Source organism: Azospirillum oryzae (genome assembly GCF_900177515.1).
GTDB lineage: Bacteria > Pseudomonadota > Alphaproteobacteria > Azospirillales > Azospirillaceae > Azospirillum > Azospirillum oryzae_A.
In genome coordinates this window covers 831,427-846,973 of sequence record NZ_FXAK01000007.1, presented here as the reverse complement: position 1 = coordinate 846,973, position 15,547 = coordinate 831,427, and the positions used below count along the sequence as shown (strand labels likewise).

The 15,547-nt window shown below is 65.1% G+C and carries 15 protein-coding genes; 11 read left to right on the top strand and 4 right to left on the bottom strand.

Annotated elements, in window-relative coordinates; genetic code table 11:
- The first annotated feature begins 227 nt into the window (after positions 1-227).
- From nifH to B9N97_RS16465, 4 genes are all read left to right on the top strand, one after another.
- A complete protein-coding gene (nifH, locus tag B9N97_RS16480; RefSeq protein WP_085088510.1) occupies positions 228-1,124 on the top strand; it encodes a nitrogenase iron protein in 897 nt (298 codons plus the stop codon).
- A 204-nt stretch (positions 1,125-1,328) separates the two neighbouring features.
- Positions 1,329-2,768 (top strand): nitrogenase molybdenum-iron protein alpha chain, encoded by a 1,440-nt coding sequence (gene nifD, locus B9N97_RS16475; protein ID WP_085088507.1) that lies wholly within the window; start codon positions 1,329-1,331, stop codon positions 2,766-2,768.
- A gap of 31 nt (positions 2,769-2,799) precedes the next feature.
- A complete protein-coding gene (gene nifK, locus B9N97_RS16470) occupies positions 2,800-4,359 on the top strand; it encodes a nitrogenase molybdenum-iron protein subunit beta (RefSeq protein ID WP_085088504.1) in 1,560 nt (519 codons plus the stop codon).
- 458 nt (positions 4,360-4,817) lie between these two features.
- Positions 4,818-6,308 (top strand): methyl-accepting chemotaxis protein, encoded by a 1,491-nt coding sequence (locus B9N97_RS16465; protein WP_085088501.1) that lies wholly within the window; start codon positions 4,818-4,820, stop codon positions 6,306-6,308.
- Between the two features lie 45 nt (positions 6,309-6,353).
- Here the strand turns inward: B9N97_RS16465 and B9N97_RS16460 are convergent, their stop codons facing one another.
- Entirely contained in the window at positions 6,354-6,857 is a 504-nt protein-coding gene (locus B9N97_RS16460; RefSeq protein WP_085088498.1) for a hypothetical protein, read from the bottom strand.
- 273 nt (positions 6,858-7,130) lie between these two features.
- On the opposite strand from B9N97_RS16460, the gene nifE reads away from it, so the two are divergent.
- The 6 genes from nifE to fdxB are packed head-to-tail and all read left to right on the top strand — an operon-like array spanning position 7,131 to position 11,405.
- Positions 7,131-8,537, top strand: a complete 1,407-nt coding sequence (gene nifE / locus B9N97_RS16455) for a nitrogenase iron-molybdenum cofactor biosynthesis protein NifE (protein ID WP_085088495.1) — start codon at positions 7,131-7,133, stop codon at positions 8,535-8,537.
- A 5-nt stretch (positions 8,538-8,542) separates the two neighbouring features.
- Positions 8,543-9,916 (top strand): nitrogenase iron-molybdenum cofactor biosynthesis protein NifN, encoded by a 1,374-nt coding sequence (nifN, locus tag B9N97_RS16450; RefSeq protein WP_085088492.1) that lies wholly within the window; start codon positions 8,543-8,545, stop codon positions 9,914-9,916.
- A gap of 50 nt (positions 9,917-9,966) precedes the next feature.
- Positions 9,967-10,365 carry a nitrogen fixation protein NifX gene (gene nifX, locus B9N97_RS16445; RefSeq protein WP_085088489.1) on the top strand — a complete coding sequence of 133 codons (399 nt, stop codon included), beginning with the start codon at positions 9,967-9,969 and terminating at the stop codon, positions 10,363-10,365.
- A gap of 2 nt (positions 10,366-10,367) precedes the next feature.
- Positions 10,368-10,823, top strand: coding sequence for a NifX-associated nitrogen fixation protein (locus B9N97_RS16440; RefSeq protein WP_085088486.1), 456 nt, complete (start codon positions 10,368-10,370; stop codon positions 10,821-10,823).
- Between the two features lie 31 nt (positions 10,824-10,854).
- On the top strand, positions 10,855-11,055 hold the full coding sequence (locus B9N97_RS16435) for a CCE_0567 family metalloprotein (RefSeq protein WP_085088483.1): 201 nt from the start codon (positions 10,855-10,857) through the stop codon (positions 11,053-11,055).
- A 56-nt stretch (positions 11,056-11,111) separates the two neighbouring features.
- Positions 11,112-11,405 carry a ferredoxin III, nif-specific gene (fdxB, locus tag B9N97_RS16430; protein WP_012973385.1) on the top strand — a complete coding sequence of 98 codons (294 nt, stop codon included), beginning with the start codon at positions 11,112-11,114 and terminating at the stop codon, positions 11,403-11,405.
- A 192-nt stretch (positions 11,406-11,597) separates the two neighbouring features.
- Here fdxB and B9N97_RS16425 read toward each other — a convergent pair whose 3' ends face one another.
- From B9N97_RS16425 to B9N97_RS16415, 3 genes are all read right to left on the bottom strand, one after another.
- On the bottom strand, positions 11,598-12,962 hold the full coding sequence (locus B9N97_RS16425) for a glutamate--cysteine ligase (protein ID WP_085088481.1): 1,365 nt from the start codon (positions 12,960-12,962) through the stop codon (positions 11,598-11,600).
- Between the two features lie 48 nt (positions 12,963-13,010).
- Positions 13,011-13,790, bottom strand: a complete 780-nt coding sequence (locus B9N97_RS16420; RefSeq protein ID WP_085088479.1) for a 16S rRNA (uracil(1498)-N(3))-methyltransferase — start codon at positions 13,788-13,790, stop codon at positions 13,011-13,013.
- A gap of 94 nt (positions 13,791-13,884) precedes the next feature.
- The gene (locus tag B9N97_RS16415) at positions 13,885-14,268 is read right to left on the bottom strand and encodes a response regulator (protein WP_244560741.1); all 384 of its coding nucleotides are present in this window, start codon (positions 14,266-14,268) and stop codon (positions 13,885-13,887) included.
- Positions 14,269-14,512: 244 nt separating this feature from the next.
- Here B9N97_RS16415 and ubiA point away from each other — a divergent pair, with 244 nt between their 5' ends.
- Positions 14,513-15,460 carry a 4-hydroxybenzoate octaprenyltransferase gene (ubiA, locus tag B9N97_RS16410; RefSeq protein WP_085088474.1) on the top strand — a complete coding sequence of 316 codons (948 nt, stop codon included), beginning with the start codon at positions 14,513-14,515 and terminating at the stop codon, positions 15,458-15,460.
- Positions 15,461-15,547: the final 87 nt, after the last annotated feature.

Sequence of the window (15,547 nt, the reverse complement as noted above, 5' to 3'; positions counted from 1 at the left end):
ACCACCCCACAAAAGACCCGACAAAATGTCGGGCTTTGTCGTGTGTGTCGGGACCCCGACAAAGAGACAGCACGCGCCGCCGCACGAAATATCCATTCATTATCAAATACTTGCTGATTTTCTTCGCTCTGGCACGGGTCGTGCAATCCAGGAAATCCGAAGCGGCCACGAACCGGCCGCACCGGATCGAAGCACAGTCCCACGACCCAAGCACAGGAGCGACCCACATGGCCAAAGCGCCTCTGCGTCAGATCGCCTTTTACGGCAAGGGCGGTATCGGTAAGTCCACCACCTCTCAGAACACGCTGGCCGCTCTGGTCGAGCTTGGTCAGAAGATCCTGATCGTCGGCTGCGACCCGAAGGCCGACTCGACCCGCCTGATCCTGCACGCAAAGGCTCAGGATACCGTGCTGCACCTGGCCGCCGAGGCCGGTTCGGTGGAGGACCTGGAGCTCGAAGACGTCGTCAAGATCGGCTACAAGGGCATCAAGTGCGTCGAGTCCGGCGGTCCGGAGCCGGGCGTCGGCTGCGCCGGCCGCGGCGTCATCACCTCGATCAACTTCCTGGAAGAGAACGGCGCCTACGACGACGTGGACTATGTGTCCTACGACGTGCTGGGCGACGTGGTCTGCGGCGGCTTCGCCATGCCGATCCGCGAGAACAAGGCCCAGGAAATCTACATCGTTATGTCGGGCGAGATGATGGCGCTGTACGCCGCCAACAACATCGCCAAGGGCATCCTGAAGTACGCCCACAGCGGCGGCGTGCGCCTGGGCGGCCTGATCTGCAACGAGCGTCAGACCGACAAGGAGATCGATCTGGCCGAGGCCCTGGCCAAGCGCCTGGGCTCCAAGCTGATCCACTTCGTGCCGCGCGACAACATCGTGCAGCATGCCGAGCTGCGCCGCATGACCGTCATCGAGTACGCGCCGGAGAGCAAGCAGGCGGAAGAGTACCGCCAGCTCGCCAGCAAGGTGCACAACAACTCCGGCCAGGGCTGCATCCCGACCCCCATCACGATGGAAGAGCTGGAAGAGATGCTGATGGACTTCGGCATCATGAAGACCGAGGAGCAGCAGCTCGCCGAGCTGGCTGCCAAGGAAGCGGCGAAGGCCGGCGCCTGATCCCGGGCGTAGCGACGGTTGCCTACCGGCCCCCCTGCCCCATCGGCGCAGGGGGGACCGCCTGAACACTGGCCCTTTTCCCCAGCCCCGCACGACGTCGACCCAACGACTGCCCACCGGTTCCGGCCGGGCGACGTCGGCGTGGGAGGGAGGGGCTCGGTCACGCGCTGCAGTGGCGCGGAATATTCAAGCAGGAGGCCGGCTATGAGCCTGTCCGAGAACACCACGGTCGACGTCAAGAACCTCGTCAACGAAGTCCTCGAAGCCTATCCCGAAAAGTCCCGCAAGCGCCGCGCCAAGCACCTGAACGTGCTGGAGGCCGAGGCCAAGGATTGCGGCGTCAAGTCGAACGTCAAGTCCATCCCCGGCGTCATGACGATCCGCGGCTGCGCCTACGCCGGTTCCAAGGGCGTGGTGTGGGGTCCGATCAAGGACATGATCCACATCTCCCACGGCCCGGTCGGCTGCGGCTATTACTCCTGGTCCGGCCGCCGCAACTACTACATCGGCGACACCGGCGTGGACAGCTGGGGCACGATGCACTTCACCTCCGACTTCCAGGAGAAGGACATCGTCTTCGGCGGCGACAAGAAGCTGCACAAGGTCATCGAGGAAATCAACGAGCTGTTCCCGCTGGTGAACGGCATCTCGATCCAGTCGGAATGCCCGATCGGCCTGATCGGCGACGACATCGAGGCGGTCGCCCGCGCCAAGTCGGCGGAAATCGGCAAGCCGGTCATCCCCGTGCGCTGCGAAGGCTTCCGCGGCGTGTCCCAGTCGCTGGGCCACCACATCGCCAACGACGCCATCCGCGACTGGGTGTTCGAGAAGACGGAACCCAAGGCCGACTTCGTCTCCACCCCCTATGACGTCACCATCATCGGCGACTACAACATCGGCGGCGACGCCTGGTCTTCGCGCATCCTGCTGGAGGAGATCGGCCTGCGGGTGATCGCCCAGTGGTCGGGCGACGGCACGCTGGCGGAGCTGGAGAACACGCCGAAGGCCAAGGTCAACCTGATCCACTGCTACCGCTCGATGAACTACATCGCGCGCCACATGGAAGAGAAGTACAATATTCCTTGGATGGAATATAACTTCTTCGGCCCGAGCCAGATCGCCGAATCCCTGCGCAAGATCGCCGCTCTCTTCGACGACAAGATCAAGGAGAACGCCGAGAAGGTCATCGCCCGCTACCAGCCGATGGTCGATGCGGTCATCGCCAAGTACAAGCCGCGGCTGGACGGCAAGAAGGTCATGATCTACGTCGGCGGCCTGCGTCCCCGCCACGTCGTCGATGCCTATCACGACCTGGGCATGGAGATCATCGGCACCGGCTACGAGTTCGCCCACAACGACGACTATCAGCGCACGCCGCACTATGTGAAGGAAGGCACGCTGATCTACGACGACGTCACCGCGTTCGAACTGGAGAAGTTCGTCGAGGCGATGCGTCCCGACCTCGTCGCGTCGGGCATCAAGGAAAAGTACGTGTTCCAGAAGATGGGCCTGCCGTTCCGCCAGATGCACAGCTGGGATTATTCCGGCCCGTACCACGGCTATGACGGCTTCGCGATCTTCGCCCGCGACATGGACCTGGCCATCAACAACCCCGTCTGGGGCGTGATGAAGGCCCCGTTCTGACCATCGGCCTCTGGAACAGGAGAATTTGAGAATGACCGACAAGCTTTCGCAGAGCGCCGACAAGGTCCTCGACCACTACACCCTCTTCCGGCAGCCCGAATATGCGGCGATGTTCGAGAAGAAGAAGACCGAGTTCGAGTACGGCCATTCGGACGCGGAAGTCGCCCGCGTTTCGGAATGGACCAAGTCCGAGGAATACAAGGCGAAGAACTTCGCCCGTGAAGCGGTCGTCATCAACCCGACCAAGGCCTGCCAGCCGATCGGCGCGATGTTCGCCGCCCAGGGCTTCGAAGGCACCCTGCCCTTCGTCCATGGCTCCCAGGGCTGCGTCGCCTACTACCGCACCCATCTGACCCGCCACTTCAAGGAGCCGAACAGCGCGGTCTCCTCGTCGATGACCGAAGACGCGGCGGTGTTCGGCGGCCTGAACAACATGATCGACGGCCTGGCGAACGCCTATGCGCTCTACAAGCCGAAGATGATCGCGGTGATGACCACCTGCATGGCCGAAGTCATCGGCGACGACCTGCAGGGCTTCATCGCCAACGCCAAGAACAAGGAAAGCGTCCCGGCCGACTTCCCGGTGCCGTTCGCCCACACCCCGGCCTTCGTCGGCAGCCACATCGTCGGCTACGACAACATGATCAAGGGGATCCTGAGCAGCTTCTGGGGCACGTCGGAGAATTTCGACACGCCCAAGACCGAGCAGATCAACCTGATCCCGGGCTTCGACGGCTTCGCGGTCGGCAACAACCGCGAACTGAAGCGCATCGCCGGCGAGTTCGGCCTGAAGCTGCAGATCCTGTCCGACGTGTCCGACAATTTCGACACGCCGATGGATGGCGAGTACCGCATGTATGACGGCGGCACCACCATCGAGGAGACCAAGGAGGCCCTGCACGCCAAGGCCACCATCTCCATGCAGGAGTACAACACCACCCAGACCCTGCAGTTCTGCAAGGAGAAGGGCCAGGAGGTCGCCAAGTTCAACTACCCGATGGGCGTCACCGCCACCGACGAGCTGCTGCTGAAGCTGGCGGAACTGTCGGGCAAGCCGGTGCCGGCCAGCCTGAAGCTGGAGCGCGGCCGCCTGGTCGACGCCATCGCCGACAGCCATACCCACCTGCACGGCAAGCGCTTCGCCGTCTACGGCGACCCGGACTTCTGCCTGGGCATGACCAGGTTCCTGCTGGAGCTGGGTGCGGAGCCGGTGCACATCCTGTCCACCTCCGGCTCCAAGAAGTGGGAGAAGCAGGTCCAGAAGGTGCTGGACGGCTCGCCCTTCGGCGCCTCGGGCGCGGCCTACGGCGGCAAGGACCTGTGGCACCTGCGCTCGCTGATCTTCACCGACAAGGTGGACTACATCATCGGCAACAGCTACGGCAAGTATCTGGAGCGCGACACCAAGGTTCCGCTGATCCGCCTGACCTATCCGATCTTCGACCGCCACCACCACCACCGCTACCCGACCTGGGGCTACCAGGGCGCGCTGAACGTGCTGGTGCGGATCCTGGACCGGATCTTCGAGGACATCGACGCCAACACCAACATCGTCGGCCAGACCGACTACTCGTTCGACCTGATCCGCTGATCGGTTCGCCGGCAGCAGCCCAGGCATCGGTTCCAGCCTACCCGACGGGCCGGGGTCTCCATCCCCCCGGCCCGTCGGCAACCTCCCCAACCCGGAGAGCGCCGGCGACGGCACGCTCCGGGTATTTTTGTTTGAGCGGATGCCGGGAATTACATGGAAATGATCGCGGTAAACTTGGCCAGAATTGGTCGCTTGGCTTTCATAGAAATATTCTATTGGAATCAATCAAACCAATTCCTAAGAGCCAAGACGATTATAAATAATGCCGTCGATAAAATGTATAGACACGAATTGCAAAATGCGAGTGCACCTTCCCAAAATGCGTCGCATCGTTGCTGCGCCCTGAACACCACGCCCGGAACCTTGGGATTGGCACTTATTGACTACCATCATTTCTTACGCTCTGATAATGCATCTTTAGCAAGCGTTCAGGCGTGCCGCGAGGCAGGGGGGCGGAGATGTTCGGTTTCATTCAGTCGATCTACGGCAAGGACGCCGAAAGCCAATCGGTGTTGGCAGCGCTGGACCGTTCCCTGGCAATGATCGAGTTTGCGATGGACGGGACGATCCTGACCGCCAATGCGAATTTTCTGACGGTGATGGGCTATTCATTGCCGGAAATCGTCGGACAGCATCACAGGATGTTCGTCGACCCGTCCGAACATGCCAGCCCGGCCTATCGGGAATTCTGGGACCGTCTGAACCACGGCGAATTCCAGCGGGCGCTGTACCGGCGCATCGGCAAAAGCGGCCGCGAGGTCTGGATCGAGGCTACATACAATCCCGTCCTCGACGCCGCCGGCCGTCCCTGCAAAATCGTCAAGATCGCCACCGACGTCACGGAAAGACAGGCCGTCAACGCCGACTTGCGCGGCAAGGTCGATGCGCTTTCGCGCTCGCAGGCTGTGATCGAATTCAATCCGGACGGCACCGTCATCACCGCCAACGAGAACTTCCTCAAGGTGCTCGGCTACAGTCTGGACGAGATACGCGGACGCCATCACAGCATGTTCGTCGATCCGCAGGAACGCGAGGGGGCCGCCTATCGCGATTTCTGGCACCGGCTGAACAAGGGGCAGTTCGAATCCGCCCAATACCGCCGCATCGGCAAGAACGGTCGCGTCGTCTGGATCCAGGCATCCTACAACCCGGTTTTCGATGGTGCCGGCCGCCTGTGCAAGGTCGTGAAGTTCGCGACCGACATCACCGACCAGATCACCTTGCTGGACCGCCTGAAGACCCTGATCGACACCAACTTCACCGAGATCGAACAGGCGATGAGCGGCGCCCACCGACAGGCCGACACCGCCGCCGCCGCATCGTCGGAGACCAGGGGAACGGTGCAGACCATCGCGGCCGGGGCGGAGGAACTGGCAGCGGCAGCCCGTGAGATCGCCGACAGCATGTCGCGGTCGCAGCAGGCGGCGGATGCCGCCGTGAGCGAGGCCGACAACGCCGACCGTGCCGCGACCCGTTTGTCGGAAGTGGCGAAGGCGATGGGCGGCATCGTCGAACTGATCCGCTCCATCGCCGGACAGATCAACATGCTGGCTCTGAACGCGACCATCGAGGCGGCGCGGGCGGGCGAGGCAGGCAGGGGCTTCGCCGTGGTCGCCAACGAGGTCAAAAATCTGGCCAACCAGTCGGCCAATGCGACTGCCCAGATCTCCCGCGAAATCGAGGGAATGCGATCCGTCTCCGGCGATGTCGTGTCTTCCCTGGCGGCGATTCGCACGGCGATGAACAATCTGCGCGAATTCGTCGTCATGTCCGCCGGCGCGGTCGAGGAGCAGACCACCGTCACCGCCAGCATTTCCGCCAACATGCAGGGCGCATCGACCTCGGTGGGCGTGGTCGACCGGAACATCACCGCGATCTCCGCCGCCTTCGCACAGGTCGGAACCGCCATCGCCTCGACCAAGGAGGCGGCGCAAGTGCTCGCCCGCTGACCGTGCCGGAGGGCCGGTCAGCCATTTCGCCTCAACCTCCCCGGCTCAACCGTCGCGCAGGGCAAAGCCGACCACCCGCTGCAAGGCGAGATCGGCGGCGGCCCGCCAGTTCCCTCCGCCCAGTTCGACCGAGACCGGCGGCAGGCCAACCGACGGGGCGGCCCTGCCGTCGCGGATCGGACGGGCTCGCAGAAGCAGGCGAGGATGTGAGGTGCCGCTCCAATCCTGGCGGCCTTCGAAGACCAGCAGCAGGATCGGGCCATCGACCGCGGGCGGATTTTCCTCCGGTTCCCCGTCGTCAGGCGGCACGGCCCGCAGGCCGAGACGCACCACCGCCTTGCCATGACCGGCAGTCTTGCCCGCGACGAGATCGGCGGCGGCTGCACACAAGGTCTCGGCCTCCGGCGGGACGGGGCGCTGGTCGGGGTCGAGGAAACGGCAGGCGATCCCGATTTCATGGCCGGGCTCCGTCGCCAGCCGGATCACCGCGTCATTCTGCGCGGCCACGGCCTGCGTTGCCGCCAGCGTCAGCAGCAGTCCGCTCATCATCCCTCGGCTACCGAGCCGCCCGAACCGTGTCATCATGAAGTCCCATCGCAGCGAACCGTCCTGATACGGCGGCCCCCGCCCCTTCCCTGCGTGTGCCTCCCGCCGAGTGCTGTGCGACACCCGACAAGCCGCGGCCGGCCGGGAGCGATTGTCAGCTATCGGACAGCGATGGAAAATATGACAATCGTTCCCCATCAATAGCTTACCCACTGGCACGTCCCCTGCATCACATGCCCGCAGAGCCATTTCCGGCGCCAGGATGGGAGAGCGGGCATGCTCCAGGACAAGATCCAGGACGTCTTCAACGAACCGGGCTGCGCGACCAACCAGGCCAAGTCGGCCAAGGAGAAGAAGAAGGGCTGCACCAAGTCGCTGAAGCCGGGGGCCGCGGCCGGCGGCTGCGCCTATGACGGTGCGATGATCGTGCTGCAGCCGATCGCCGACGCCGCCCATCTGGTCCATGGCCCCATCGCCTGCCTGGGCAACAGCTGGGACAATCGCGGCTCGCAATCGTCCGGCCCGCAGCTCTACCGCACCGGCTTCACCACCGACCTGTCGGAACTGGACGTCATCGGCGGCGGCGAGAAGAAGCTCTATCGCGCCATCAAGGAGATCGTTCAGCAATACGACCCGCCGGCCGTCTTCGTCTATCAGACCTGCGTGCCCGCCATGACCGGCGACGACATCTCCGCGGTCTGCAAGTTCGCCACCCAGAAACTGGGCAAGCCGGTGATCCCGGTGGAGGCGCCGGGCTTTGTCGGATCGAAGAATCTCGGCAACAAGCTGGCCGGCGAGGCCCTGCTGGAGCATGTCATCGGCACGGTCGAACCGGAGTACACCACCCCCACCGACGTCTGCATCATCGGCGAATACAACCTCGCCGGCGAGCTGTGGCTGGTCAAGCCGCTGCTGGACGAGATCGGCATCCGCCTCTTGTCCTGCATCTCCGGCGACGGGCGGTACAACGAGGTCGCTCAAGCGCACCGTGCCCGCGTCACCATGATGGTGTGCAGCCAGGCGCTGGTGAATGTCGGCCGCAAGATGCAGGAACGCTACGGCATCCCCTATTTCGAGGGCTCCTTCTACGGCGTCTCCGACATGTCGGACACGCTGCGCACCATGGCCCGCATGCTGGTGGAGCGCGGCGCCGACAAGGGGCTGATCGACCGGGCCGAGGGCGTCATCGCGCGGGAGGAAAGCCGCGTCTGGCGCCGGTTGGAACCCTACAAGCCGCGGTTCGAGGGCAAGCGCGTCCTTCTCTTCACCGGCGGGGTCAAGAGCTGGTCGATGGTCAGCGCGCTGGAAGGCGCCGGACTGACCATCCTCGGCACCTCCACCAAGAAATCGACCAAGGAGGACAAGGAGCGCATCAAGAAGATGAAGGGCGAGGAGTTCCACCAGTGGGACGACCTGAAGCCGCGCGACATCTACAAGATGCTGGCCGACAATCAGGCCGACATCATGATGTCCGGCGGCCGGTCGCAGTTCATCTCCTTGAAGGCCAAGGTTCCCTGGCTCGACATCAACCAGGAGCGCCACCACGCCTATGCCGGCTATGACGGCATCGTCAATCTCTGCGAGGAGATCGACAAGACGCTGTCCAACCCGATCTGGGGCCAAGTCCGCCAGCCGGCGCCGTGGGAATCCGGCCCGTCCTCCACCTTGATGGCTGCGGAGTGACGCCGATGTCGCACATCCAGCGCTTCCCCTCCGCCGCCAAGGCCGCCTCGACCAACCCGCTGAAGATGAGCCAGCCGCTGGGCGCGGCGCTCGCCTATCTCGGGGTCGACCGCTGCCTGCCGCTGTTCCATGGTTCGCAGGGCTGCACCGCCTTCGGGCTGGTCCTGCTGGTCCGCCACTTCCGTGAGGCGATCCCGCTGCAGACCACCGCGATGGATCAGGTCTCCACCATCCTCGGCGGCTACGAAAATCTGGAACAGGCGATCCGCACCATCGTCGAGCGCAACAAGCCCGCCATGATCGGCGTCGCCACCACCGGCGTGACCGAGACCAAGGGGGAGGACATGGGCGGCCAGTACACGCTGTTCCGCCAGCGCAACCCCGACATGGCCGACACCGCCCTGGTCTTCGCCAACACCCCCGACTTCGCCGGCGGCTTCGAGGACGGCTTCGCCGCCGCCGTCACCGCGATCGTGGAGCGGCTGGTCGAACCGTCGCCGGTGCGCATCCCGACCCAGGTCAATGTGCTGGCCGGCAGCCATTTGTCGCCCGGCGATGTCGAGGAACTGCGCGACATCATCGAGGGCTTCGGCCTGTCGCCGATCATCCTGCCCGACCTGTCGCTGTCGATGTCCGGCCGCCAACCGACCGACTTCACCGCCACCTCGCTGGGCGGCGTGACGGTGGAGCAGATCCGCGCCATGGGCGCCTCGGCCGCCACCATCGTGGTCGGCGAGCATATGCGGGTCGCCGGCAATGCGCTGGAATTGAAGACCGACGTGCCCAGCCATTTCTTCAGTCGGCTGACCGGGCTGGAGGCGACCGACAAGCTGGTCCGCCTTCTGATGGAGCTGTCGGGCAAGCCGGCGCCGGTCCGTCTGCGGCGCCAGCGCGAAGCCCTGGTCGACGCCATGCTGGACGGGCATTTCTTCTACAGCCGCAAGCGCATCGCCGTGGCGCTGGAACCCGACCTGCTCTACGCCGTCACCGGCTTCCTAGCCGACATGGGGGCGGAGGTGGTCGCCGCGGTATCGCCGACGCAGAGCCCGGTTCTGGAGCGGCTGAAGGCCGCCACCATCATGGTCGGCGACCATTCCGACGTGGAGACGCTGGCGCGCGACGCGGACCTGATCGTCTCCAACTCGCACGGGCGCCAGGGGGCGGCACGGATCGGCGTGCCGCTGCACCGCATGGGCCTGCCGATGTTCGACCGGCTGGGGGCGGGGCTGCGGGTGCAGGTCGGCTACCGCGGCACGCGCGAGCTGCTGTGCGACATCGGCAACCTGTTCCTCGCCCGCGAGATGGATCACGAGCACGGCCACGAAGCGGACGAATCGCACGGCTGCGGAGGCGGATCATGCGGATGCAACGCCGTCTGAGCGTGGTGCAGGCCCCACGCCCGACACCCCATCCGACACGAGGAGGATCGATGAAGGTCGCTTTCTGCACCCAGGACATGCAGCACGTCGATGCGCATTTCGGCTGGGCCAAGAACATCGCCGTCTATCAGGTCGACCGCCAGGGCCATGCCTTTCTGGAGACCTTCCAGTTCGGCGGCTCAATGTTCGAGGACGGCAACGAGGACAAGCTGGTGCCCAAGCTGGAGGCGCTGGCCGACGTCGCCATCATCTACCTGTCGGCCATCGGCGCCTCGGCCGCCGCCCGCGTGGTGGCGAAGAAGATCCATCCGGTGAAGGTCGAGGCCAGTGAGGCCATCCCGGTCCTGCTCGACAAGCTGGTCCAGACGCTGAACGGCAATCCGCCGCCCTGGCTGCGCAAGGCGATGGGCGAGACGCCCGAATTCCACTTTGACGAGGAGGAGGCCTGAGTATGGCTGACGTTGCCGAGATATCCGTCGCCGACCAGTTCGTGAAGACGCTGGTCCTGCTGTTCCGCGCCGAGGACAGCTATGGCGCCTGGGAAGGCAAGCCGGACGAGGCTCTGCTCGCCCCCTTCATCCTGGACAAGGAGGCGCGCGCCGCCATTCCGATCATCGGCGATCCCGACCCGGACACGCTGTGGCGGCTGGAGCTGTTCTACAAGGCGGTCGGCGTCACGGTCGAAAAGCAGACCGGCATGATGGCCTCGCCGATGATGAAGATGAGCCATGAAGGCTTCGGCCGCATGATCCTGACCACCGGGCGGCTGGTGGTGGTGTCGAAGACCCTGCGCGACGTGCATCGCTTCGGCTTCCCCAGCCTGGAGAAGCTGGCCGCCGACGGCGCCAAGCTGGTCGAGGACGCGGTGGCGCTGATCCGGGAATACCCCGAGGTCGCGAACCTCTGAGCCGGACATTCAAACCCCTGGGATTGCGACCATGAGCGACATCGACGCGTTGAAGGATGAGATCAAAAAGCTGAACGCCCGCGCCACCCAGAAGAAGATGAACCTGCACGATCTGTCGGAAGAGCTTCCGCAGAATTGGCAGAGCATTCTGACGGTGGCGCAGGAAACCTATGACGCCTTCAAGATCCTGACCGAGAAGCGGGCGGCGCTGAAGGCGCTGGAGACGGCATAACCCCTCCATTTTCAAAGACTGGCTTAGGCGCACCCTTTCCCGAGAGGAGCATTCCCATGGCTGAGTTCCTGACCGGCACCACCCGCGGTGGTCAGAGCTGGACCCCGAAATTCGTCCAATCCATCGACCAGAAGCAGTGCATCGGCTGCGGTCGCTGCTTCAAGGTCTGCGGGCGCGGCGTGCTCGACATGATCGGGCTGACCGAGGACGGCGACATCGTCGACGCCTTCGACGACGAGGCCGAGAAGAAGATCATGACGGTCAAGGAAGCGGCCAACTGCATCGGCTGCGAAAGCTGCTCCAAGGTCTGCTCTAAGAGCTGCATCACCCATGCGCCGGTGGCGGCGTAGGGTTCTCGCCCACCTGCCCCCTCCCTTCCCATGCTTCGCATGGGCCCCTTCCCTCCCCCGCCCTCGGCCGGCCAAAGGCCGGTCCGATCGCGGTAGAGGGAGTCGGTCGCAGAGCGGCGGCAGTCCCCCTCTCCCGCGATAGCGGGGGAGGGTCAGGGAGGGGGCCTCACTTCTGCCAAGCCCCCACTCCCCTCAGTACGCATACTCCTTGAACACCGGATCGACGCTGCCGCCCCAGGGGCCGTTGAACTTCTCCAGAAGTTCGTCGGCCGGGCTGCGGCCGGTCTCGGCGATGACCTGCAGCGTGTCGAGGAAGTGGGTCTCGTCGTCGCCCCAATTGTCGTTGCGGGCGCGCCGCGCCAGACCATCGCGGGCGATCGCCAGCATCTCCAGCGCCACGTCGCGCACCGTGCCGTTGCGGAAGCTGGTGCGCAGGCCCGACCGCGGCACATCGGAACGCAGATGCGCGCGTTCCGCCGTCGTCCAGTCCTTCACCAGATCCCACGCCGCATCCAGCGCCACCTGATCGTAGAGCAGCCCGACCCATAGGGCCGGCAGCGCGCACAGGCTGCGCCACGGACCGCCGTCGGCGCCGCGCATCTCCAGATACTTCTTCAGACGCGCTTCCGGGAAGGCGGTGGTGGTGTGATCGGCCCAGTCGGTGATCAGCGGCAGTTCGCCCGGCAGCGCCGGCAGCTTGCCCTCCAGGAAGTCGCGGAAGGACTGGCCGGCCGCGTCGATGTAAACGCCGTCGCGGTAGACGAAGTACATCGGCGTGTCGAGCAGATAGTCGACATAGCGTTCGAAGCCGAAGCCGTCTTCGAACACGAAGGGAATGTCGCCGGTGCGGTCCGGATCGGTGTCGGTCCAGATGTGGCTGCGGAAGCTCTGGAAGCCGTTCGGCTTGCCCTCGGTGAAGGGGGACATGGCGAACAGCGCGGTCGCGATCGGCTGCAAGGCCAGCGACACGCGGAACTTCTTCACCATGTCGGCTTCGGACGCGAAGTCCAGATTGACCTGCACGGTACAGGTCCGCGTCATCATGTCGAGGCCGAGCGAGCCGACCTTCGGCATGTAGTCGCGCATGATCTTGTAGCGGCCCTTGGGCATCCAGGGGATGTCGTCGCGCTTCCATTTCGGCTGGAAGCCCAGCCCCATCATGGCAATGCCCAGTTCGGAACCGATCTCCTTCACCTGGCGCAGGTGGCGGTGCACCTCGGCACAGGTCTGGTGCAGGGTCTCCAGCGGGGCGCCGGACAGTTCGACCTGCCCGCCGGGCTCCAGCGTGATGTTGGCCTTGTCCTGGACCAGGGCGATGATGTTGCCCTTCTCCTCCACCGGCTGCCAGCCGAAGCGGGTCATCCGGGTCAGCAGTTCACGGATGCCGTCCGGCCCGTCATAGGGCAGCGGCCGCAGGTCGGAGGTGCGGTAGGCGAATTTCTCGTGCTCGGTCCCGATGCGCCAGTCCGGCGCCGGCTTGCAGCCGGATTCGAGATAGGCCGCAAGCTGGCGGCGGTCGGTGATGGGTTCGCCGCGCGTGGTCGGGGGTGCGGACATGAAGTCTCTCGCGGGAAGTGGACGGAGGATCGGCCGGGTGACGGCCGGTTACGGGATCGGCGCGCGGAATGGCGGACGCCGGTCGCTTCCCCCGGCAGTCCAGTCCCCGGCCAAGGACTGCCAGCAAGCCAGCGCCGCCACCACCGCCGTGTCGGCCCGCAGGATGCGCGGACCCAATCCCACCGGAACAACAAAGGGAAGTTTGGCGAGTTCGTCAAGTTCCGACTGGTCGAAGCCCCCCTCCGGCCCGATGAGCAGGGCTGCAGGGCCTGCAGGGGCATCGCGCAGCACCTCGGCGATGGGACGGGCGGAGCCGGCCTCGGCACACAGATAGAGCCGGCGGTCGGCCGGCCAGCCGGCCAGCGCGCGGTCCAGCGGCAGCGCCTCGCCCATCTCCGGCACGCTCAAGCGCTCGCACTGTTCGGCCGCCTCCACCGCGTTGGCGCGCAGCCGGTCGATGTTGACGCGGTTGGGGTCGGTTCGGCGGGTGAAGACCGGCCACAGGCGGGAAACGCCCATCTCGGTCGCCTTTTCGGCGACGAAGTCGATGCGGCCCTTCTTCAGCGGAGCGAAGAGGAGCCAGAGGTCGGGGGTCGAGTCCTGCTCCCGCCGCTGCTCCGTCACGGTCAGCGAGCACCAGCCCTTGCCGAAGCCGTCGATCACCGCCCGCCATTCGCCGTCGCGGCCGTTGAACACCGCCACCGGATCGCCGCGGTCCAGCCGCAGGACATGGCGCAGGAAATGCGCGCGCTCATGGTCCAGCCCGACCGACTGGCCTTCGGCCAGCGGGCTGTCCACATACAGGCGGGTCTTGATCGGGTCGGCCATGGTCTTCGTCTCCGCGGGGCGGCGCCGACTATAGCCGGCCGCGGGCGTGCAAGTCAGCAGATCAGAAGCCGGTCATGCGGATCGGTGGCAGAGATCAAGGAGCCGAGATCAGGGCGTCGATCTGGCGGCGCAGGTCGTTGGGCTGGACAGGCTTGTGCAGGATGCGGATCTGATCCGCCTTGGCGGCGGCCATCAGTTCGGCACCGGTGTCGCCGGTCAGGATGATGGCGGGCACGGTGGCTCCGCAGGCCTCGCGCACCGCCCGCACGGCGGTGATGCCTGACCAGCCGTCGCGCAGCCGGTAATCGGACAGGATCACATCAGGCGCCGGACAGCCGGGGAGCTTCGCCAGGACGGTTTCCACATCCTCCGCGGCAAGCACCTGATAGCCCCAGGTGTCCAGCATGATCTCCATCCCGGCCAAGATGATCGACTCGTCATCGATGACGACGGCGAAACGGTCCGGTTTTGTGCTCATGTCCATTTGCGATTGCAAGCCGCTGAGGTTTTGATAAAGAAACAGTATTGGCACGATTTTGGCGCGCGCAAGTCCCGGAACTGCAATTTTTCATAGCTTAAGCCCGGGTGTTCGGCCGCAATGTTGCCGGACTTCACTCCGGTCCCACGCGGTGCGCCGCACTTGCCGCACAGGCGGCAGCCCGATACCTTCGCCCTGATTGCCTGTTCAGACATCTCCATAGCACAGCGGAAACACCGCCGTCATGCCCACTGCTTCCACCGGCCCGACTCTTCCCGATTCCGGATTCACCGACATCCGGCAGGATGGCTGGATCGCCCGCCGCATTCCCGCCCGGTTGCGCCCCTATGTCACGCTGGCGCGACTCGACCGCCCGATCGGGACATGGCTGCTGCTGTTCCCCTGCTGGTGGAGCGTGGCGCTGGCCATGCCACAGCCCTTCCGGGACTGGCCGTCGCTGCTCTGGCTGATGGCGCTGTTCGGGGTCGGCGCGGTGCTGATGCGCGGTGCGGGCTGCACCGTCAACGACATCCTGGACCGCAAGTTCGATGCGATGGTGGAGCGCACCCGCTCGCGCCCGATCCCGTCGGGACAGGTGTCGGTGCGTCAGGCGCTGGCCTTTCTGGTGGCCCAGCTTCTGGTGTCGCTGCTGGTTCTGGTCCAGTTGGGGACGACCGCCATCGGGCTAGGCGTGCTGTCGCTGCTGCTGGTCTTCACCTATCCGCTGATGAAGCGGATCACATGGTGGCCGCAGGCCTTCCTGGGCCTGACCTTCAACTGGGGCGCGCTGATGGGCTGGGCGGCGGTGCAGAACGATGTCGGTTGGCCGGCCGTGGCGCTCTATGTGACGGGCATCGCCTGGACGCTGGGCTATGACACCATTTATGCCCATCAGGACAAGGAGGACGACGCCCGCATCGGCGTGAAGTCCACCGCGCTGCGCCTGGGCGACCAGAGCAAGATCTGGATCTACGGCTTCTACACCCTGACCTATGTCGGCATCGGCATCGCCGGCCGTCTGGCCGGCCTCGGCGGGCTGTTCCTGCCGGTGCTGTCGCTGGCCGCCCTGCAGCTGGCCTGGCAGGTCGCGACTTGGCGGCCGGACGACCAGGGCGACTGCCTGGACAAGTTCAAGTCCAACCGCTGGTTCGGCTGGCTGGTGCTGGCGGCGATCCTGGCGGGGAAGATTTAAGGGGACGTGGTGGGGGCAATCGGAGTTGCCCCCCAACTCCTGCATCAACAACATAAACAAAAAGGGCGGAGCAAAGCCCCGCCCTTC